The sequence below is a fragment of the Mesorhizobium sp. WSM4308 genome (assembly GCF_002294905.1).
GTDB lineage: Bacteria > Pseudomonadota > Alphaproteobacteria > Rhizobiales > Rhizobiaceae > Mesorhizobium.
In genome coordinates, this window is sequence record NZ_NSFW01000026.1 from 66,669 (window position 1) to 86,453 (window position 19,785).

19 protein-coding genes are annotated in these 19,785 nt (G+C 63.6%); 15 read left to right on the top strand and 4 right to left on the bottom strand.

What is annotated here, in order from left to right:
• Window positions 1-8 precede the first annotated feature (8 nt).
• Window positions 9-467 carry a type II toxin-antitoxin system RatA family toxin gene (locus tag CK227_RS33690; protein ID WP_095775763.1) on the top strand — a complete coding sequence of 153 codons (459 nt, stop codon included), beginning with the start codon at window positions 9-11 and terminating at the stop codon, window positions 465-467.
• On the opposite strand, the gene CK227_RS33695 is transcribed toward CK227_RS33690, so the two are convergent.
• On the bottom strand, window positions 464-952 hold the full coding sequence (locus CK227_RS33695) for a CinA family protein (protein ID WP_095775762.1): 489 nt from the start codon (window positions 950-952) through the stop codon (window positions 464-466). The genes CK227_RS33690 and CK227_RS33695 overlap by 4 nt on opposite strands.
• A complete protein-coding gene (locus CK227_RS33700; protein ID WP_095775761.1) occupies window positions 949-2,172 on the bottom strand; it encodes a bifunctional 2-C-methyl-D-erythritol 4-phosphate cytidylyltransferase/2-C-methyl-D-erythritol 2,4-cyclodiphosphate synthase in 1,224 nt (407 codons plus the stop codon). Before CK227_RS33700 ends, CK227_RS33695 begins: the two co-directional genes overlap by 4 nt.
• 243 nt (window positions 2,173-2,415) lie before the next feature.
• On the opposite strand from CK227_RS33700, the gene dusB reads away from it, so the two are divergent.
• From dusB to hflX, 8 genes are all read left to right on the top strand, one after another.
• The gene (gene dusB / locus CK227_RS33705; protein ID WP_095775760.1) at window positions 2,416-3,444 is read left to right on the top strand and encodes a tRNA dihydrouridine synthase DusB; all 1,029 of its coding nucleotides are present in this window, start codon (window positions 2,416-2,418) and stop codon (window positions 3,442-3,444) included.
• Window positions 3,441-4,583, top strand: coding sequence for a nitrogen regulation protein NR(II) (locus CK227_RS33710; RefSeq protein WP_095775759.1), 1,143 nt, complete (start codon window positions 3,441-3,443; stop codon window positions 4,581-4,583). Before dusB ends, CK227_RS33710 begins: the two co-directional genes overlap by 4 nt.
• Window positions 4,580-6,040 (top strand): nitrogen regulation protein NR(I), encoded by a 1,461-nt coding sequence (ntrC, locus tag CK227_RS33715; RefSeq protein ID WP_095775758.1) that lies wholly within the window; start codon window positions 4,580-4,582, stop codon window positions 6,038-6,040. Before CK227_RS33710 ends, ntrC begins: the two co-directional genes overlap by 4 nt.
• Window positions 6,041-6,168: 128 nt before the next feature.
• Window positions 6,169-8,454 (top strand): PAS domain-containing sensor histidine kinase, encoded by a 2,286-nt coding sequence (locus CK227_RS33720; protein WP_095775757.1) that lies wholly within the window; start codon window positions 6,169-6,171, stop codon window positions 8,452-8,454.
• Window positions 8,444-9,805 (top strand): sigma-54 dependent transcriptional regulator, encoded by a 1,362-nt coding sequence (locus tag CK227_RS33725; RefSeq protein ID WP_095775756.1) that lies wholly within the window; start codon window positions 8,444-8,446, stop codon window positions 9,803-9,805. The genes CK227_RS33720 and CK227_RS33725 overlap by 11 nt, the downstream gene beginning before the upstream one ends.
• Before the next feature lie 100 nt (window positions 9,806-9,905).
• The gene (locus tag CK227_RS33730; RefSeq protein ID WP_095775755.1) at window positions 9,906-10,769 is read left to right on the top strand and encodes a D-amino-acid transaminase; all 864 of its coding nucleotides are present in this window, start codon (window positions 9,906-9,908) and stop codon (window positions 10,767-10,769) included.
• Between the two features lie 145 nt (window positions 10,770-10,914).
• Entirely contained in the window at window positions 10,915-11,160 is a 246-nt protein-coding gene (gene hfq, locus CK227_RS33735; RefSeq protein WP_006202172.1) for an RNA chaperone Hfq, read from the top strand.
• Window positions 11,161-12,552 (top strand): GTPase HflX, encoded by a 1,392-nt coding sequence (gene hflX, locus CK227_RS33740; RefSeq protein WP_095775754.1) that lies wholly within the window; start codon window positions 11,161-11,163, stop codon window positions 12,550-12,552.
• 61 nt (window positions 12,553-12,613) lie between these two features.
• Here hflX and mazG read toward each other — a convergent pair whose 3' ends face one another.
• Both mazG and CK227_RS33750 read right to left on the bottom strand, forming a co-directional pair.
• Window positions 12,614-13,438 carry a nucleoside triphosphate pyrophosphohydrolase gene (gene mazG, locus CK227_RS33745; RefSeq protein WP_095775753.1) on the bottom strand — a complete coding sequence of 275 codons (825 nt, stop codon included), beginning with the start codon at window positions 13,436-13,438 and terminating at the stop codon, window positions 12,614-12,616.
• A gap of 80 nt (window positions 13,439-13,518) precedes the next feature.
• Window positions 13,519-14,703 (bottom strand): amino acid aminotransferase, encoded by a 1,185-nt coding sequence (locus CK227_RS33750; RefSeq protein ID WP_095775752.1) that lies wholly within the window; start codon window positions 14,701-14,703, stop codon window positions 13,519-13,521.
• 179 nt (window positions 14,704-14,882) lie between these two features.
• Between CK227_RS33750 and CK227_RS33755 the strand changes: the two genes are divergently transcribed.
• From CK227_RS33755 to CK227_RS33780, 6 genes are all read left to right on the top strand, one after another.
• Window positions 14,883-15,476 (top strand): histidine phosphatase family protein, encoded by a 594-nt coding sequence (locus CK227_RS33755; RefSeq protein WP_095775811.1) that lies wholly within the window; start codon window positions 14,883-14,885, stop codon window positions 15,474-15,476.
• 87 nt (window positions 15,477-15,563) lie between these two features.
• Window positions 15,564-16,115: a sigma-70 family RNA polymerase sigma factor gene (locus CK227_RS33760; protein WP_095775751.1), complete on the top strand. Its 552-nt coding sequence runs from the start codon at window positions 15,564-15,566 to the stop codon at window positions 16,113-16,115.
• The gene (locus CK227_RS33765; RefSeq protein WP_095775750.1) at window positions 16,112-16,885 is read left to right on the top strand and encodes an anti-sigma factor; all 774 of its coding nucleotides are present in this window, start codon (window positions 16,112-16,114) and stop codon (window positions 16,883-16,885) included. Before CK227_RS33760 ends, CK227_RS33765 begins: the two co-directional genes overlap by 4 nt.
• A 23-nt stretch (window positions 16,886-16,908) precedes the next feature.
• On the top strand, window positions 16,909-17,625 hold the full coding sequence (locus tag CK227_RS33770) for a Bax inhibitor-1/YccA family protein (RefSeq protein ID WP_095775749.1): 717 nt from the start codon (window positions 16,909-16,911) through the stop codon (window positions 17,623-17,625).
• 165 nt (window positions 17,626-17,790) lie between these two features.
• Window positions 17,791-18,675: an aldose 1-epimerase family protein gene (locus CK227_RS33775; protein WP_095775748.1), complete on the top strand. Its 885-nt coding sequence runs from the start codon at window positions 17,791-17,793 to the stop codon at window positions 18,673-18,675.
• Between the two features lie 37 nt (window positions 18,676-18,712).
• Window positions 18,713-19,492, top strand: coding sequence for a pyrroline-5-carboxylate reductase (locus tag CK227_RS33780; protein WP_095775747.1), 780 nt, complete (start codon window positions 18,713-18,715; stop codon window positions 19,490-19,492).
• Window positions 19,493-19,785: the final 293 nt, after the last annotated feature.

A 19,785-nucleotide genomic window follows, 5' to 3' on the forward strand; every position in this document is an offset into this window, starting at 1 on the left:
CTGGTTGAATGCCGAAATTCGAAGCCACCCGCCGCGTCGCCCATACGCCGCAACAGATGTTTGCGCTGGTAGCCGATGTCGAGGCCTATCCGCAATTCCTGCCGCTTTGCGAAGCGCTGACGGTACGCTCGCGCAAGGAGCGTGACGGACGTACCGTTCTGCTGGCCGACATGAGCATCGGCTACAAGGCGATCCGCGAGACCTTCACCACGCAGGTGCTTTTGAAGCCCGACGAGAACGCCATCGACGTGAAGTATATCGATGGTCCGTTCAAATATCTGAGCAATGTCTGGCGTTTCGAGCCCGATGGCGCCGGCTGTGCCGTTCGCTTCTTCATCGACTATGAGTTCAAGAGCCGTATCCTGGGCGCGCTGATGGGCACCATGTTCGACCGTGCCTTCCGCATGTTCGCCGAGGCTTTCGAAAAGCGTGCCGACGTCATCTATGGCGTCGCGTCGTCGACCTAAATCCGGCCAAGCGCTCGCAGCCCAAGCTCCAGGGCGTGCCCGACCGTCTCACGGCGGATGAAATCGCGGCCCTTATCTGCAAACTGCCTGTGTTCGGCCGTCACGGTTTGGCCTTCCAGCCCGACGCCGAACCACACCAGGCCGACAGGCTTCTGCGCCGAACCGCCGTCTGGCCCGGCGATGCCGGTGACCGCAAGGGTTAGTCCCGCTCGCGAACGGGCAAGTGCTCCGGCCGCCATCTCGATCGCCGTCTCGCGGGACACCGCGCCATGCGCCTCGAGCGTCGCCGCTGAAACGCCAAGCATGTCCATCTTGGCTTCGTTGGAATAGGTAATGAAGCCGCGATCGACCACGGCCGAGGAACCGGCAATGTCGGTCAGCGCGGCGATGATCATGCCGCCGGTGCAGCTTTCCGCCGTCGCCACCATGATGCCGCGTTCGCGGCAGGCCTCGAACAGGGCAATGGCCAGTTCGGCGTTGCTCATTCCGGCACCTCGCCGGGGAACACCACGCTAGCGGTGGCGATCGCCGCAATGCCTTCTTCACGACCGACAAAGCCCAATTTTTCGTTGGTTGTCGCCTTGATCGAGATGCGGTCGGCGGAAATCCCCAGCATCCGCGACAGGGCTGCCGTCATCGCCTCGCGATGCGGCCCGACGCGCGGCGCCTCGCAGATCAATGTGACGTCGGCATTGGCGATGCGTCCGCCGCGCTCGCGCACCAGCTTCGCCGCGTGTTCGACGAAGATCCGCGACGCCGCACCTTTCCACTGCGGATCGGATGGCGGAAAATGCGTGCCGATGTCGCCGGCGCCGCAGGTTGCCAGCAGGGCGTCGGTCAAGGCGTGCAGGCCGACATCGGCATCGGAATGACCGGACAGTTTCTTGTCATGTGGAATGGCGACGCCGCACAGTGTGACGTGATCGCCGGGCTCAAAGGCGTGGACATCGTAGCCGTTGCCGGTGCGGATGTCGGGGAAATGCGTGCGTTCGCTGGAAAGCCGCTGGTGCGCCATGGCGATGTCCCGTGCCCAGGTGAGTTTGACATTGTCCGGCGAGCCCGGAACGAGATTGACTGGTATCTGCGCCCATTCGGCGATGGCCGCGTCATCGGTGAAATCCAGCCTGCCCAGTTGGTAGGCCCTGTCGTGCGCGGCAAGGATCGGCCCGTAGGGAAAACCTTGCGGCGTTTGCGCCGCGTGCAGCCCGCTGCGGGAAACGGTCTCCGCGACCACGCCGGCGGCCGACTCGCGCTTCAGCGTGTCGGCGACGGGCAGGGCGGGCAACGCCCCCTCGTTCTCGCCGATGGCGGCGATGGTGCGGTCGATCAACTCCGCATCGACGAACGGGCGGACGGCGTCGTGAATCAGAACCTGGCCCGGCGCGTGTTCCTTCAGCGCCAGCAGCCCGAGCCGAACGGACTCCTGCCTGGTCGGTCCGCCAATGATGGCAGTGACGCGCTGTGCCTGTGCGCCCGCTGCTTGCCGGAACAATTCGTGGTCGTCGGCATGAATGGCGACAACGATCCGGCCAGTTCGCGGATGGGTCAGAAACATCTCCAGCGTGTGCGCAATGACAGCGCGGCCGCCAATGTTCTGGTACTGCTTGGGTCCGTTGGCCTGCCCGGCACGAGCGCCGCGGCCGGCGGCGACGATCACCACCGCAACCCCACCTGTCGCGCTCGAGTTTTCACTTCCGTCAGTCATGGCGATTGGCTTAGCGCACGATCCCCAAAAGTGTAATTGGTTTTCCGAAAAGATCGTGCGTCAAATATGAACTCAAAGCCTCCTTCACACGGCATGAAGGACGCGCGGCGCCTTGGCCACGGCAAATCCCCAAGGCTCTGGAATTTTCCCAATTGCGCCTCAATGTGACGTCATTCCGCGTTGCACATTGCCGCTGATATGGCTAGAGAATGTGCAACGAATGGACATGCTTGGTTTTTGTGCATGGTTAACTCAACCAGATTGGCCGCGCCTTTGAACGTCGGCGGCGTGGAAATCCGCAACCGCGTATTCCTCGCGCCGATGTCGGGAATCACCGACGAGCCTTTCCGGCAGCGCGCCCATGCGCATGGCGCGGGCCTGGTCGTGTCCGAGATGGTGGCAAGCGGCGAGCTCGCCAAGGGTAGGGCCGGCTTCGACCTGCGCATACGGCATTCCGGCCTGCCGGTCCATATGGTGCAGCTAGCCGGCCGCGAAGCGATCCACATGGCCGAAGGCGCACGGATTGCCGCAGGCGAGGGCGCCGACATCATCGACATCAACATGGGCTGCCCGGCCAAGAAGGTCACCGGTGGTTATGCCGGCTCGGCATTGATGCTGGATCTTGACCATGCGCTGTCGCTGATCGAGGCTGTGGTCGGCGCGGTCAAGGTGCCGGTGACGGTCAAGATGCGGCTCGGCTGGGACGAAGGCGCGTTCAATGCGCCCATCCTCGCGCGCCGTGCCGAGCAGGCGGGCGTCAAGATGGTGACGGTGCACGGCCGCACGCGCTGCCAGTTCTATCAGGGCAAGGCCGACTGGCGCGCCATCGCCCGTGTCAAGGAAGCCGTGTCCATTCCGGTCGTTGCCAATGGCGATGTCTGTTCCCCGGCCGAGGCAGCCGCCATTCTCGACCAATCCGGCGCCGATGCTGTGATGGTCGGCCGCGCGCATTACGGCGCGCCCTGGATCGCCGGTGGCATCGCGGCAGCTGCGGCGGGCCAAACGGCGGCCAACGTGCCGCAGACTCCCGCGGCTCTGGCCGACTATGTCGTAGGTCACTACGAGGACATGCTGGCGCTTTATGGCGTCGAGAGCGGTTTGCGCCAGGCGCGCAAGCATCTGGGCTGGTATCTCGATCACCATGCCGTTGGCGTCGCCGACGAAGACCGAAAGGCCATCCTGACGTCGTTCGATCCGGCCCGCGTCATTGCCTTGCTGCGCAATGTGTTTTCGCGCGATCCGCAACCCTTGAGCCTGCGGAGCGCCGCATGAACGCCACCGCTGGCCAGGGAACTGAAATGGTGGATGCCGCCCAGATCGTCCTCAACACCATCCGCCGCCCGGTGATCATGATCAGCGAGGACGGGTTCATCACCTTCGCCAATGCCGATGCCGAGGATTTCTTTCGCTCCAGCGCGACCATGCTGGCGCGCAACACGCTGTCTAAGCTCGTCCCCTTCGGCAGTCCGCTGCTGACCCTGGTCGATCAGGTGCGCGAGCGTCGGGCTCCGGTCAACGAGTATCGGGTCGATGTGTCGTCGCCACGCCTCGGCATCGAGAAGGTCGTCGATCTCTATGTCGCACCAGTGACGGAATTCCCGGGCTCCGTCGTGGTCATGTTCCAGGAACGGTCGATGGCCGACAAGATCGACCGGCAGATGACGCATCGCGGTGCCGCACGCTCTGTGACCGGCCTGGCAGCGATGCTCGCCCACGAGATCAAGAACCCGCTCTCCGGCATCCGCGGCGCCGCGCAACTGCTCGAACTGTCCGCCTCCGACGAAGACCGCGCACTGACCCGGCTTATCACCGACGAGACGGACCGCATCGTCTCGCTGGTCGATCGCATGGAGGTGTTTTCCGACGAGCGGCCGATCGATCGCTACCCCGTCAACATCCATGTCGTACTCGACCATGTGAAGGCGATCGCAAAGAACGGTTTTGCGAAGAAAATCAGGATATTGGAGGACTATGATCCATCATTGCCTCCGGTATTCGCCAATCGCGACCAACTGATCCAGGTGTTCCTGAACCTGGTCAAGAACGCCGCCGAGGCAATCGGCAGCGACCCCCATGGCGAGATCGTGCTGTCGACTGCCTTCCGGCCGGGCATCCGCGTTTCGGTTCCAGGCACGCAGGATCGCGTGTCGCTGCCGCTCGAGTTCTGCGTGCGCGACAATGGCTCCGGTGTCTCGGAGGATATACTGCCGATCCTGTTCGATCCCTTCATCACCACCAAACCGAACGGCTCGGGACTGGGGTTGGCGCTGGTCGCCAAGATCGTCGGCGAGCATGGCGGCATCATCGAATGCGAATCGACCCCGCGCGGGACCACCTTCCGCATCCTGATGCCGGCCTGGAAGGAAACGCCGTTCGGCCCTGAAGAAGACGGTGAAGGAGACCGCAAATGACCGCTCGCGGCAATATTCTCGTCGCCGATGACGATGCGGCGATCCGCACCGTGCTCAACCAGGCTCTCTCGCGCGTCGGCCACGAGGTGCGCGTTACGTCCAACGCCTCGACCTTGTGGCGCTGGGTGGCGGCGGGCGAAGGCGACCTTGTCATCACCGACGTCGTCATGCCGGACGAGAACGCCTTCGACATGCTGCCGCGCATCAAGAAGGCGCGGCCGGAGCTGCCCGTCATCGTCATGAGCGCCCAGAACACGTTCATGACGGCAATCCGTGCATCCGAGACCGGTGCCTATGAATATCTGCCGAAACCGTTCGACCTGACCGAACTGCTCAATATCGTCAACCGGGCGCTGTCGGAGCCCCGCCGGCCGAAAATCGATGCGCGGCCCGACGAGCAGCCCGAAACGATGCCGCTGGTCGGCCGCTCGGCGGCCATGCAGGACATCTATCGCATGCTGGCGCGCATGATGCAGACCGACCTGACGGTGATGATCTCGGGCGAATCCGGCACCGGCAAGGAACTGGTGGCGCGCGCGCTGCATGAATATGGCCGCCGTCGCGGCGGACCGTTCGTTGCCATCAACATGGCGGCGATCCCGCGCGACCTGATCGAATCGGAACTGTTCGGCCACGAGAAGGGCGCTTTCACCGGCGCCCAGAACCGCTCCACCGGCCGCTTCGAGCAGGCCGAGGGCGGCACGCTGTTCCTCGACGAGATCGGTGACATGCCGATGGAGGCGCAGACGCGCCTGCTGCGTGTCCTGCAGCAGGGCGAATACACGACGGTCGGCGGCCGCACGCCGATCAAGACGGATGTGCGCATCGTCGCCGCCACCAACAAGGATCTGCGTACCCTAATCAACCAGGGATTTTTCCGCGAGGATCTGTTCTATCGTCTCAATGTCGTTCCGCTGAGGTTGCCGGCGCTGCGCGAGCGCTCCGAGGACGTGCCTGATCTCGTGCGCCACTTCTTCAAGCTCGGCGAAATGGAAGGGCTGCAGACCAAGCGTATTTCATCCGGCGGCATCGAACTGATGAAGCGCTACCCGTGGCCGGGCAATGTGCGCGAACTGGAAAACCTGGTTCGCCGGCTGGCCGCGCTCTATTCACAGGATGAGATCTCCGCCGAAATCATCGAGGCGGAGCTGAAGACCGGCGAGCGCCCCGTGGTCCCCGGCGGCGGCAACCTCATTCCCGACGACCTTTCCATCGGCCAGGCGGTGGAGCATTTCCTGCAGCGCTATTTCGCCTCGTTTGCCGGCGAATTGCCGCCAGCCGGGCTCTACCAGCGCATCCTGTCCGAAGTCGAATATCCGCTGGTCCTGGCCTCGATGACGGCAACCCGCGGCAATCAGATCAAGGCTGCGGAACTGCTGGGGCTGAACCGCAACACGCTGCGCAAGAAGATTCGCGAACTGGGCGTCAACGTCTATAAATCGTCGCGGCCGGGCTGAGTGCTGGTCTGACGCACTCTTTTCAGGGGACTGAGCGGCGAAAGATTTCCGCCATTGTCACACTTGTTGCATAATCGCCACAATGCGTTGCATAGATCGGACGCAATCATTGGCTCCCAGACGGCGACATGGCTCCGCAGGCACCTGTACTCAACCAACCGCTATTCAGCGAACCCGGCGCGCGCGACGGACGCCGCTTGCTGGCGCTGCCCGGCGTGGTGGCGGTCGTCGGCGCGCTGGTCATGGCGGCCATTTCATTCACTATCCTGGTCGGCGCGACGCCGATCGCGCCTGACGCCAGGACGACCTGGGCGCTGATCGCGCTTAACGCCGCATTCGTGCTGTTCCTCATGGCGCTGGTCGGGCGCGAGGTGCATCGCATCGTCATGGCGCGCCGGCATGGCAAGGCGGCCTCGCGGCTGCATGTGCGCATCGTTGCCATGTTCGCGCTGGTTGCCGCCATTCCCGCCATCATGGTGGCCATTATCGCCTCGATCACGCTCGATATCGGCCTCGATCGCTGGTTCGAGATTCGCACCAAGACGATCGTCAATTCCTCGTTATCGATCGCCGATGCCTATGTTCAGGAAAATGCCCGCAACTTGCAGGGCACGACGCTGTCGATGGCCTATGATCTCGACGCGTCGCGAACACTCTACGGCCTTGATCGCACAGGCTTTCTCGACCTCTTGAACAAGGAGGCGGTGGGCCGGTCGCTGGCCCATGCGGCGCTGATCAAGCCCGACGGTTCGTTCGTCATGAGCGCGCAGACCGATGCCGATTTCGCCATGCCGGAACCGCCGGAAGGCGCGGTCAGTAGCGCCACCGACGGCAAACCGGTGCTGATAGAGCCTCGCACCCGCAACATCATGGGCGCCATCGTCAAGCTGCGCGAGATCGAGGGCCTCTACCTCTACACCATCCGCCTTGTCGATCCCGAGGTGATCAAGGCGCGGCAGATCGTCAGGTCCAACACCGACGAGTATCGCAATCTCGAAGACAACAGGCGCACCTCGCAAGTGGCCTTCGCGCTGCCCTATCTGTCGCTGACCCTGATCATCATCTTGTCGGCAATCTGGACCGGCATCGCGGTCGCCGACCGTCTCGTGCGGCCGATTCGCCAGCTCATCGGCGCTGCCGACGAGGTGGCGACAGGCAATCTGGACGTCGCGGTTCCGGTCAGGCCTTCCGACGGCGACGTCGCCTCGCTGGGCGACACCTTCAACAAGATGCTGCTGGAGCTCAAATCGCAACGCAACGAGATCCTGTCGGCAAAGGACCTGATCGACGAACGGCGGCGCTTTTCCGAAGCCGTGCTTGCCGGTGTCACCGCCGGCGTCATCGGCGTCGATCCCTACGGCATCGTCACCATCGTCAACCGTTCAGCCGAATCGATGCTGGCCGTCTCCGCCAGTGCCGCACTCGGGCAGAACCTTTCCGCCATTCTGCCGCATGTTGGCCGTGTCTTCGAGATCGGTCGCCAGTCGGGCAAGCCCGTCTACCGAGAGCAGGTGACGTTTTTCCGCGCCGGGACCGAGCGTACTTTCAACGTGCAGATCACCGTCGAGGCGGGCGATGACGGCTCGGAGGAGAAATCCTACGTCGTGACCGTCGACGACATCACCGATCTGGTCCAGGCGCAGCGTTCTTCCGCCTGGGCCGATGTGGCGCGGCGCATCGCCCACGAGATCAAGAACCCGCTGACGCCGATCCAGCTTTCGGCCGAGCGCATCAAGCGCCGCTATGGCAAGGTCATCACCGAAGACCGTGAGGTTTTCGACCAATGCACCGACACCATCATCCGGCAGGTCGAGGACATCGGCCGGATGGTCGACGAATTCTCCGCCTTCGCGCGCATGCCCAAGCCCGAGATGAAAGCCATCGATCTGCGCGAATCGCTGCGTGAGGCGTCCTTCCTGGTCGAAGTCAGCCGCGCCGACATCACCTTCGAGCGGATTTTCGGCAACGAACCGCTCAAGGGCACGTTCGACAGCCGCCTTTTGGCGCAGGCTTTCGGCAATGTGATCAAGAACGCCGCCGAGGCGATCGACGGACTGGAACAAAAGGACGGCTCGCACGGCATAATCCGGATTCAAGCCGGCCGTCAGAATGGCGCGATTCGAATCGACGTCATCGACAATGGCAAAGGCCTGCCGCGGGAGAATCGCCAACGGTTGCTCGAGCCCTATATGACCACGCGCGAGAAGGGCACCGGGCTTGGTCTCGCTATCGTCAAGAAGATCGTGGAGGACCATGGCGGCAGGCTGGAACTTCATGATGCGCCTGCGGACTTCCATGGTGGCCGCGGGGCGATGATCAGCATCATCCTGCCGCCCGCGGCCGTCACGCCGTTGCGCGGCGAAGGCAAGACGGAACACGAAAGAGAAACTGAAAAGGTCGGTAATGGCGTCTGATATTCTCATCGTCGATGACGAGGAAGACATCCGCGAGCTCGTCGCAGGCATACTGAGCGACGAAGGTCACGAAACCCGTACGGCATTTGACGCCGACAGCGCGTTGGCGGCCATAGCCGATCGGGCGCCGAGGTTGATTTTCCTCGACATCTGGCTGCAGGGCTCGCGCCTGGACGGCCTGGCGCTGCTCGACGAGATCAAGACCATGCATCCCACTCTGCCGGTGGTGATGATCTCCGGTCACGGCAACATCGAAACGGCGGTCTCGGCCATCCGCCGTGGCGCCTACGATTTTATCGAGAAGCCGTTCAAGGCCGACAGGCTGATCCTCATCGCCGAGCGTGCGCTCGAAACCTCGAAGTTGCGGCGCGAGGTTTCCGACCTCAAGCAGCGCAGCGGCGAAACCTTCGACCTGATCGGCATGTCGTCGGCGATGAGCCAACTGCGCCAGACCATCGAGCGCGTCGCGCCGACCAACAGCCGTGTGATGATCATCGGCCCGTCCGGATCAGGCAAGGAACTGGCGGCGCGCGCCATCCACACGCTGTCGGCCCGCAAGGGCGGGCCGTTCGTGACCCTGAGCGCTGCCAACATCACGCCCGAGCGCATGGAGATCGAACTGTTCGGTACCGAATCGAACGGTGTCGAGCGCAAGGTCGGCGCGCTGGAAGAAGCCCATCGCGGCATCCTCTACATCGATGAAGTGGCCGACATGCCGCGCGAGACGCAGAACAAGATCCTGCGTGTGCTGGTCGAGCAGCAGTTCGAGCGGGTAGGGGGCACCAAACGGGTCAAGGTCGATGTCCGCATCATCTCCTCGACCTCGCAGAACCTGGAAGCCATGATCGCCGACGGGCGTTTCCGCGAGGATCTCTATCATCGCCTGGCGGTGGTTCCGGTGATGGTGCCGGGGCTGGCCGAACGGCGCGAGGATATTCCCTATCTCGTCGACAATTTCATGAAGCAGATCGCCCGCCAGGCCGGCATCAAGCCGCGCCGTATCGGCGACGATGCGCTTGCCGTGCTGCAGGCGCACAATTGGCCGGGCAACGTGCGTCAGCTGCGCAACAATGTCGAGCGCCTGATGATCCTGGCGCGCGGCGACGACGTCGATGCGCCGATCACCGCGGACCTTCTGCCGTCCGAGATCGGCGATGTCATGCCGCGCACGCCGAATCAGTCCGACCAGCACATCATGGCGCTGCCGCTGCGCGAGGCGCGCGAACAGTTCGAGAAGGACTATCTGATCGCCCAGATCAACCGCTTTGGCGGCAACATCTCGAAGACCGCCGAGTTCATCGGGATGGAGCGCTCGGCGCTGCACCGCAAACTGAAGTCGCTGGGCGTCTGACGCGCGGGACCTGTGCTGAACAGCGCGTGGTCCAAGCATTTGCCGGTTACGGCGGCGGCGGAATCGCATAAGAAGGCCCGAGATTTTTCAGGGGTCGCCAATGCCGCGCATTGCCTATGTCAACGGGCGCTATGTCGCTCACGCGAACGCTTCCGTGCATATCGAGGATCGCGGTTATCAGTTCGCCGATGGCGTCTATGAGGTCTGCGAGGTGGCGCGCGGCTTCATCGTCGACATGCCGCGCCATCTTGCCCGGCTCAACCGCTCGCTGACCGAACTGTCGATTGCATGGCCGGTCGCGCGCAACGTGCTGCCGCTCATCCTGCGCGAAGTGGTCAACCGCAACCATGTCGTCAACGGCCTGGTCTATGTGCAGGTAACGCGCGGTGTCGCCAGCCGCGAGTTTGTGTTCCCGTCGGCGGACACCAAGCCGTCTTTGGTGGTCACTGCCAAAAAGGCCGATCCGGCGGCTGGAGCAAAGCGAGCCGAGACCGGGATCTCGATCATTACCGTGCCAGAGAATCGCTGGGACCGGGTCGATATCAAGACCGTCGGACTGCTGCCCAATGTATTGGCCAAGCAAAAAGCCAAGGAGGCCGGCGCGCAGGAGGCATGGTTCGTCGACCCCGAAGGCAACGTCAAGGAAGGCGGCTCGTCTAACGCCTGGATCGTCACCAGGGACGGCGTCCTGGTTACCAGACCGGCCGATCACGGCATCCTGCGCGGCATCACCCGCACGACCATGTTCGAGGTTGCGGCGAAGCTCGGCCTGAAGATCGAAGAGCGCGGTTTTTCCGTCGCCGAGGCCAAGGCGGCGCGCGAGGCGTTCATCAGTTCCGCCACGACGATCGCCATGCCGGTCGTGGCCATTGACGGCGATCCTGTGGCCAACGGGCACCCCGGCTCAGTGACACTTTCGTTACGGCAGGCCTTTTTTGACATTGCGGAAAAAAGTCCAGCCTGATAACCGCACAGGTGGAATGAACATCAATATATCTCGTTCTGCTTGTCGTTACTGACGACAAGACGGTGTTTGCGCGCTTGACATGTGCCCGACAATTTGGCGCATTGGCTTGCAAACCGAAGGGGATCGGCGAAAGACAAGAACAATGGCGGAACGATCGCAAAATCTTCAGGACCTGTTCCTGAATTCAGTTCGCAAGAGCAAGAACCCGCTCACCATCTTCCTCATCAACGGCGTGAAGCTGACCGGCGTGGTCACTTCGTTCGACAATTTCTGTGTGCTGCTGCGCCGCGACGGTCACTCCCAGCTCGTCTACAAGCACGCCATTTCCACGATCATGCCGAGCCAGCCGGTTCAGATGTTCGATGGCGAGGAAAGCCAGGGCGCCTGATTGGCACGTGAGAAGGACGCGGACGGCACGGTTCGCGGAAAACCAGCGCATCATCCCGGGACGGAAGCCAAGGGGCCGACCCGGGCTGTCGTCATTGTGCCTGTACTTACTCGTCAGCCGCGCGGCGACGACGACACCAACCGCCCGCGGCTGACGCGTTCGGCCGACGCTCGCCATGACGAGGCGATCGGCCTTGCGCGCGCCATCAATCTCGACCCTGTCCACACGGCTGTCGTGACGGTCAACGATCCGCGTCCAGCAACCTTGCTCGGCAGCGGCAAGGTCGAAGAGTTCGCCCAATTCGTCAAGGACAACGACGCCGAGCTGGTCATCGTCGACCATCCGCTGACCCCGGTGCAGCAACGCAATCTCGAGAGGGAACTGCATGCCAAGGTTCTGGACCGAACCGGGCTGATCCTAGAAATCTTTGGCGAGCGCGCCCGCACCAAGGAAGGCACGCTGCAGGTCGAGCTTGCCCATCTCAACTATCAGAAGGGCCGCCTGGTCCGCAGCTGGACCCACCTTGAACGCCAGCGCGGTGGCGCCGGCTTCCTCGGCGGTCCCGGCGAAACCCAGATCGAATCCGACCGGCGGCAGTTGCAGGAAAAGATCATCAAGCTGAAGCACGAGCTGGAAACGGTGCGTCGCACCCGCGACCTGCATCGCGCCAAGCGCAAGAAGGTGCCGTTCCCGGTGGTGGCGATCGTCGGCTACACCAATGCCGGCAAGTCGACGCTGTTCAACCGGCTGACCGGGGCGGACGTACTGGCGCAGGACATGCTGTTCGCCACGCTCGATCCGACGCTGCGCCGCGTGCGCCTGCCGCATGGCACGCCGATCATCCTGTCGGACACGGTCGGCTTCATCTCCGACCTGCCGACGCATTTGATCGCGGCTTTTCGCGCCACGCTGGAAGAGGTGGTCGAGGCCGATCTCGTCATCCATCTGCGCGACATTTCCGATCCCGACACGGCGGCACAGGCCGAGGATGTCGAGCGCATCCTGGCCGACCTCGGTGTCGACGCCGGTGACACCAAGCGTGTGATCGAAGTCTGGAACAAGATCGATCTGCTGGACGAAGGCAACAGGAGCCGCCTGCTTGCCGATGCCGCGGACGGCAGCAAGGGTCCGCCGATCGCCATATCGGCGGTGACCGGCGAGGGCATCGATGCGCTTAAGGCGCTCATCGAGACGCGCATGGCCGGCGAGCTCGAAGATCTGACGGTGACGATCGAGCCGGCACAGTTTGGCCTTGTCGATTGGCTGTATCGCAATGGCGATATCGTTTCGCGCACCGACAATGAAGACGGCAGCGCCACCATCTCGCTCAAGGCTACACAAAGCGCTCGCGAAGAGATCGAAAGCCGATTGCGTCGCAAAAACAACGGCTAGGCCGGAGCAACTATAGGAAAAGTGTAAACGCGTTTCCGTCCCGGATTGCCGATCTACAGGCCTACTTCGCGCTCTTCGCTTCCTGCCAGAGCGCTTCCATCTCGTTCAGGGTGGCCTTCTCCAGTGTGTTGCCGGACTTCTCGAGAGCCTGCTCGACATAGTGGAAGCGCGTCCGGAATTTTTCGTTGGTGCCGCTCAAAGCGGCTTCCGAATCGAGCTTGAGATGACGGCCGAGATTGACGACGGCGAACAGCATGTCGCCGAACTCGTCCTTGATCGAGGCCGTCTCGCCCTTCGCCAGAGCCTCGCGCAACTCGCCGATCTCCTCCTCGATCTTGTCGAGGATGGGGGCTGCCTCGCTCCAGTCGAAGCCGACACGGGCAGCCTTCTCCTGAAGTTTTAGCGCTCGCGTCAAAGCGGGCAGGGCGACCGGAACACTGTCCAGAAATCCCTTGCCATTGTCTTCGGGGTCGAGGCCGCGCGCGAGACGGCCTTGCCGTTTCTCCGCCTTCTCCTCGGCCTTGATCTTCTCCCACATGCCCTTGGCCATGCCGGCGCCGCGGGCTTCCTCGTCGCCGAAGACATGCGGGTGGCGCCGGATCATTTTGGTGGTGATGGCCTGGACGACATCCGGGAACGCGAATTCGCCCGCTTCCTCGGCCATTTGCGCGTGGTAGACGACCTGCAGCAGGAGGTCGCCGAGTTCATCGCGCAGATCGTTGAGGTCACCGCGCGCGATGGCATCCGCCACCTCGTAGGCTTCCTCGATCGTATAGGGCGCGATGGTCGAGAAATCCTGCTCGATGTCCCAGGGGCAGCCGGTCCTCGGCGCGCGCAGCGCGGCCATGATCTCGATCAGGCGCGAAATGTCTTTGGATGGCGTCATGCGGCGGATGCTATCCTGCGACCCGACGCACGGCCAACACTGTCAGCCGGCGAGGGGGCCTTGTCCACAGCTGAGCCGCTTCAGTCGAGCACGGAGACGATCGCCTTGGCGAGGTCGTCCATGCCGTCCTCCGGCAATCCAGCGACGTTGATGCGGCTATCGCCAACCATGTAGACGCCGTGCTCGACACGCAACCGCTCGACCTGCGCTTCCGTGAGACCAAGCCGCGAGAACATGCCGCGATGGCTGGCGACGAAGTCGAAGCGGTCGGAGTTGGACTGCCGGCGCAGCGCCTCGGCGAAAGCCACGCGAAGCCTCAGCATGCGCAGGCGCATCTCTTCCAACTCGGCTTCCCAGTCGGCGCGCAGGCTTGCGTCTTCCAGCACGATGCGCACCGCCGCCGCGCCATGGTCCGGCGGCATCGAATACATGGCGCGTGCGGCCGACAGCATCTGGCTCATCGCCACGTCGGCCTGCGCGCTGTCCCTGGCCAAGACCATCGCCGCGCCGACACGATCGCGATAGACGGCGAAGTTCTTCGAGCAGCTCGAGGCAACGACCATTTCCGGAACTTTCGCCGCCAGCAGGCGCAGGCCGAGAGCGTCGGCCTCGAGGCCGTCGCCAAAGCCCTGATAGGCGATGTCGACGAACGGCAGCAGGCCGCGCTCGACGACCAGATCGGTGACGGCCTGCCACTGCCCCGCATCGAGGTTGGCGCCGGTCGGGTTGTGGCAGCAGCCATGCAACAGCACCACGTCGCCGCTCTTGGCCGTTCGCAACGCCGCCAGCATGTCGTCGAAACGAACAGCACCGGAGGCCGCGTCGAAATAGGGATATTCGCGGATCTGCAGGCCGGCTGCGCGCATCACCGGCATGTGGTTCGGCCATGTCGGGTCCGACAGCCAGATCGTGGCGTCCGAACGCGTCCGCTTGAGCAGCTCCGCCACAAGGCGAAGCGCACCGGAGCCGCCGGGCGCCTGTGCCACCCGGATGCGCGTCATGTCCGCGCCCGGCCCGAAGGCGAGCTTGGCCATCACCGCGTTGAAGCCGGTGTCGCCGGCGAGCCCGAGATAGGTCTTGGTGTCCTGGCTGCTCAGCAGCCGCTTTTCAGCCTGACGCACCGCGCGCATCACCGGCGTCTTGCCGTCGCGATCCTTGTAGACGCCGACGCCGAGGTCGACCTTGTTGGGACGCGGATCGGCGCGATAGAGGCCGATCAGGGCCAGGATCTTGTCGGCGGGAGCTGGCTGCAGGTCTTCGAACATCGTTATGGTTCCGTTTGCGCGGCGGAGTGATACGCAAATCGAAGGCGCTTCGCCAGCGGTTTTAATTGCGCAAAACGAAGGGCGGCACCCCAGGGGGGCGCGGCCTTTCGAAACGATAGCAGCTATTCTAATTGCAGCGTATGCCTCGCTTCGAAAGCGGCTCAAGGAATGACTGCCTCATGCTCGTACGGCTGACGATGATCTGCAACGGCGCCACGGCCGCGACCCGGCGGGGTTCGTTTCCGCTCGATGAGCCGCTGGACCCGCGCTCGCTGACGCACGCGAAGGCGATGCGCGGGACGCTGCGCCGCGCCGACCGCGCATGGACAGCGCCCGCGCTTCGCGCCCGCCAGACCGCCGAGGCGCTATCGCTGGACGCATCGGTCGAACTGCTCCTGGCGGACCAGGATCATGGAGGCTGGGCCGGGAAGAGTTTTGAGGACGTGCAGGCCCAACAGCCCGGCGACATCGCCGCCTGGCTGACCGACCCCAACGCAGCGCCGCATGGCGGCGAGTCGCTGGCCGACGTTGGCCGCCGGGCTTCCGAGTTGATGGACCGGTTGATGGCAGAGCCTGGTCACACCATCGCGCTGACCCATGCCAGTGTCATTCGCACCGCGATCGTGCACGTTCTGGGTGCTCCGCTTGCCGCCTGTCGGAAGATTGATATCGAGCCGCTGAGCATCACCGATTTTCGCAGCGACGGCCGCCGATGGGTGTTGCGCGCTTGCGGTGTGACTACACCCAAACCGGCAAAACCACTTCGCCCCTAAGAGCCGGGCGGGCGGAGGGGCTGCGAGCGCAATCCTCCGGGGAAACCGCCAAAGAAAAATGGCACGGGTCGGGATTAACATCCCCACATGCTCCGTAAACAGGGCATGAAACGGTCGATGCCACGCTTTGACATCATAGGACAGCTCGGGTCGCTGCGGCGCTATGCGCAGTCGCTGACGCGCGACAGCGCGGATGCCGAGGATCTCGTGCATGACGCGCTTGTGCGCGCCTATGAGCGGCGCGGCACCTTCCGCTCGGGCGCAAACCTGCGTGCCTGGCTGCTGTCCATCGTCCACAACGCATTTGTCGACCGCATGCGCTCGCGCCGCTCGGAAGCGATGCGCATCGAACAGGCCGGATACCTCGCCGACGCCGCTACGCCGGCGCCGCAGGAACATTCGGTGCGCCTGGCGCAGGTGCGGGACGCCTTTTTCAACCTGCCGGAAGAGCAGCGCTCGGCGCTGCATCTGGTCGCCATCGAAGGGCTTTCCTACCAGCAGGCGGCCAATGCCACCGGCGTGCCGCTGGGCACGCTGATGTCGCGCATCGGCAGGGCGCGCGCGGCACTGCGCCAGATGGAAGACGCCGCCCCGGCGCGCGGAAGAAATCATCTCAGCATCGTGGGAGGTGAGCCATGAGCGCTCTTGTCGACCCTGTGACGGAAACTGACCTCGACGCCTATGTCGACGACCAGCTGGATGTCACCCGCCGCATCGAGGTCGAAGCCTTCCTGTCGACACGCCCGGAGGCCGCCGCGCGCGTCATGTCGGATCTGCGGACCCGCGATGAACTGCGCGTGGCGCTTGCCGGCTCCAAGGGCATGGCACGGCCGGCCACCGCTGACGCGGCGCGGCGGCTGGAGAGGGGACTTGTCCGTGGCCGCATCTTCGGCGTGCTGCAGCGTGCTGCAGCCGTTGCCGCCTTCGTTGCCGCCGGCTGGCTGGCAAACGGCATCATCGGGCCGATGTCGGTGACCAAGGTCGTCGCGTCGCCGCAGCCGCCCGCCTATGTCGACGAGGCGGTGCGCGCGCACCGGACGACGCTGGTGCGCGAGACCATGCCCTCGCAGCCGGAAGCGCCCAACTACAGTGCCGGCGAGATCCGTGCGGCGACCGCGATCGTCATGCCGTCACTGCCAAAGGACTGGAAGGTGCGCGACGTGCAGATCTACCCGTCGCGCTTCGGCCCGAGCGTCGAGATGGCTGTCGACACCAAGGATATGGGCCTGGTGTCGCTGTTTGCGATCCGGCCGGGAACCTTCGACGTGGTCAAGCCGACCGTCGCGCCGTCGGGCGACATTTCCTCTGCCTATTTCCAGATCGGCGAGGTCGCCTATGCGGTGGTCGCGCGGAGCGGGGTTCATGATCTCGACCGCGCCGCCGAGACGCTCGCCAGAACGCTTTACTGACCGATCCACAAAGGAGACTGCAAATGAACACGCCCAATCTGGGATATCGCGTCGGCGCCGGCGCCCAGGCCGGAGCCGTCTTTGACGAGGGCCTGCGCCAGCATATGCTGCGCGTCTACAACTATATGGGCCTTGGCCTCGTGGTCACCGGCCTGGTCGCGTTCCTAGTGTCATCGACGCCGGCGCTCTACGTGCCAATCTTCTCCAGCCCGTTGAAATGGGTGGTGATGCTGGCGCCGCTGGCCTTCGTCATGCTGTTTTCGTTCAAGATGCAGACCATGTCGGCGGCCAGCGCCCAGGCGATGTTCTGGGCCTTCTGCGCGGTGATGGGCCTGTCGCTCGCCTCCGTGTTCCTGGTTTTCACCGGCACCAGCATCGCGCGCACCTTCTTCATCGCCGCCACCATGTTCGGCGCCACCAGCCTCTACGGCTACACGACCAGGCGCGACCTGACGCAGTTCTCGTCCTTCCTGATCATGGGCCTGATCGGCGTGGTGATCGCCAGCATCGTCAACATCTTCCTCGGTTCGACCGCGCTGCAGTTCGCCATTTCGGTGATCGGCATCGCCGTCTTCATCGGCCTGACCGCCTGGGACACGCAGACGATCAAGGAACAATATGCCGAGAATTTCGACGCGGAATCGCGCCAGAAGCTGGCTGTTTTCGGTGCTTTCTCGCTCTACCTGAACTTCATCAACATCTTCCAGCTGCTGCTAAACTTCACCGGTGAGCGCGAGTAGCGACTGTCCGCCATGGGCAAGGGCGGGGGTTCTCGCCCTTGATGCGGAGAGGTGGCCGGAGGAGAGATCCTCCGGCCACAAATCGTTCCGGCCGCACCTTGAGTCCCCAAGAGGTTTTGCTAGTCTGCCGCCGCACCAGCCTTCAACATCGGCCCGCGAGGACATGTGGCACAGGACAGCCAAACGCTTCATGGCGACGGCATCTCGGCTGTCATAACAGGGCAGGGTGCCGAACTGGTTTCGCTGCAGGATGGGCGGGGATTTGAGTTTCTGTGGCAGGCCGGGCCGGAGTGGCGGCGCCATTCGCCGGTGCTGTTCCCGATCGTTGGCCGGCTAAAGGGCGATCGACTGCGTCATCGCGGCCGAACCTATCCGATGACGCAGCACGGCTTCGCTCGAGACAAACCGTTCACCTGGGAGGAGAGGGGACCCCGCTCCTGCACGCTGGTGCTCACCGACGACGCCGACACGCGTGCGCATTATCCCTTCGCCTTTCGCCTTGCCGTCACCTATACGCTGGACCGACAGCAGCTCGATGTGACCTTGCGAGTGACCAACACCGGCGACGAGAAATTGCCGGCCTCGATCGGTGCTCATCCTGCATTCAACTGGCCGTTGCTGCCGGAGTTGCCCAAGGAGGCCTATCGGCTGACCTTTGCCGCGAGTGAGCCGGCGCCGGTTCGTCGCCTGAAGGATGGCCTTCTCGTCTCGGAAACGCGGACGACGCCCATCGATGGCAGAACGCTTGCGCTGTCCGAACGGCTGTTCGATGACGACGCCGTCATCCTGGATCGGCCCGCCAGCACCAGTGTGCGATATGCAGCCGAGCGCGGTCCGGCAATCGAAATGTCATGGCAGGGAGCCGAAGAGTTGGGCATCTGGTCCAAGCCCGGCGGCGCGCCCTTCCTGTGCATCGAACCCTGGCGTGGTATTGCGAGCCCGGCCGATTTCGACGGCGAGTTCAGCGACAAGCCCGGCGTGATGCTGATCGAGCCGGGGGCCAAGCGTTCGCTAAGCTACCGGATCGGTCTGGAGCAGGGGCGGCGGTGACCGACCGAGCCGCAGAGCCAACAGCTGGGAGTACCCAATGAAACTCGGCTTCATCGGCACAGGTGCGCTGACTTCAGCCATTGTCACCGGGCTCAAATCCCTCGATGGCGATCCGGTATCGGTGGTGCTGTCGCCGCGCAACGAAGAGATCGCGGCCAACCTCGCTTCCCGCTATCCGAATATACGTGTTGCCGCCGACAATCAGGCGGTGCTCGACGATTGCGATACCGTCATGCTGGCTGTCCGACCGCAAGATGCCCACCAGGTGCTGCGTCAACTGAAATTTCGGCGAACCCATCACCTCATCAGCCTGATCGCCACGTTGTCACGCGAGGAGATAACCGGCCTGACCGCACCCGCGAGCCGCGTGACCAAAGCGCTGCCGATGCCGATGATCGCCCGGCGGCGGGGGGCGACGATCATTTATCCGCCTGATCGGGACGTGACCGCTTTGTTCGGCGGGCTGGGGACGGTGATCGAGGTCGAGAGTGCCAGCGAGTTCGACGCGTTGAGCGTCGTGACCGCGACCTATGCCACCTATTTCAAGTACCTCGATACGATCCATCGCTGGCTGAAAGCCCATGATGTGCCGGACACCAAGGGGCGTGACTATATCGCCGCGCTCTTCATGGCGCTCGGACACGCTCCGGAGACGGCGCCCGATGCGGACTTCACGCATCTGGCGCAGGATTATGCGACCCGTGGCGGCATCAACGAGCAGGTCCTGAACGAACTTATGGCCCGCAACGTCTTCGATGCGCTGGCGGAAAGCCTGGACGGCGTGCATCGGCGCATTTCAGCGGCCGGCGCCACGTGACGGGAAAGTTTTGCGATCGGTTTCAGACCTGCCGGGCGATGGTGCCGATCACATTGACCAGAAGGCGCGCGACGGTCAGCGCCGACAGGCCGTCAATGTCGGCGGGCGGAGGAGTTTGAGGATCACGCATGGGGCAAGCGCAACGTCCAGCGTTTACGATGTCCGCTGTTGCAACCAAGTTCGAATGTCGCGCGCTCAGCAAAGTTGAAATGTCGCAAAGGGGCAATTCGCAGGGTAGGTCGCAGCAATTAGAAACGCGACAGTGACGCGCTTGCTGGCGCCTACGTGAGCAC

Coding starts and splice junctions, on each gene's coding strand:
- CK227_RS33690 (WP_095775763.1), top strand. CDS start 9: ATGCCGAAATTCGAAGCCACCCGCCGCGTCGCCCATACGCCGCAACAG.
- CK227_RS33695 (WP_095775762.1), bottom strand. CDS start 952: ATGAGCAACGCCGAACTGGCCATTGCCCTGTTCGAGGCCTGCCGCGAA.
- CK227_RS33700 (WP_095775761.1), bottom strand. CDS start 2,172: ATGACTGACGGAAGTGAAAACTCGAGCGCGACAGGTGGGGTTGCGGTG.
- dusB (WP_095775760.1), top strand. CDS start 2,416: ATGGTTAACTCAACCAGATTGGCCGCGCCTTTGAACGTCGGCGGCGTG.
- CK227_RS33710 (WP_095775759.1), top strand. CDS start 3,441: ATGAACGCCACCGCTGGCCAGGGAACTGAAATGGTGGATGCCGCCCAG.
- ntrC (WP_095775758.1), top strand. CDS start 4,580: ATGACCGCTCGCGGCAATATTCTCGTCGCCGATGACGATGCGGCGATC.
- CK227_RS33720 (WP_095775757.1), top strand. CDS start 6,169: ATGGCTCCGCAGGCACCTGTACTCAACCAACCGCTATTCAGCGAACCC.
- CK227_RS33725 (WP_095775756.1), top strand. CDS start 8,444: ATGGCGTCTGATATTCTCATCGTCGATGACGAGGAAGACATCCGCGAG.
- CK227_RS33730 (WP_095775755.1), top strand. CDS start 9,906: ATGCCGCGCATTGCCTATGTCAACGGGCGCTATGTCGCTCACGCGAAC.
- hfq (WP_006202172.1), top strand. CDS start 10,915: ATGGCGGAACGATCGCAAAATCTTCAGGACCTGTTCCTGAATTCAGTT.
- mazG (WP_095775753.1), bottom strand. CDS start 13,438: ATGACGCCATCCAAAGACATTTCGCGCCTGATCGAGATCATGGCCGCG.
- CK227_RS33750 (WP_095775752.1), bottom strand. CDS start 14,703: ATGTTCGAAGACCTGCAGCCAGCTCCCGCCGACAAGATCCTGGCCCTG.
- CK227_RS33755 (WP_095775811.1), top strand. CDS start 14,883: ATGCTCGTACGGCTGACGATGATCTGCAACGGCGCCACGGCCGCGACC.
- CK227_RS33760 (WP_095775751.1), top strand. CDS start 15,564: ATGCTCCGTAAACAGGGCATGAAACGGTCGATGCCACGCTTTGACATC.
- CK227_RS33765 (WP_095775750.1), top strand. CDS start 16,112: ATGAGCGCTCTTGTCGACCCTGTGACGGAAACTGACCTCGACGCCTAT.
- CK227_RS33770 (WP_095775749.1), top strand. CDS start 16,909: ATGAACACGCCCAATCTGGGATATCGCGTCGGCGCCGGCGCCCAGGCC.
- CK227_RS33780 (WP_095775747.1), top strand. CDS start 18,713: ATGAAACTCGGCTTCATCGGCACAGGTGCGCTGACTTCAGCCATTGTC.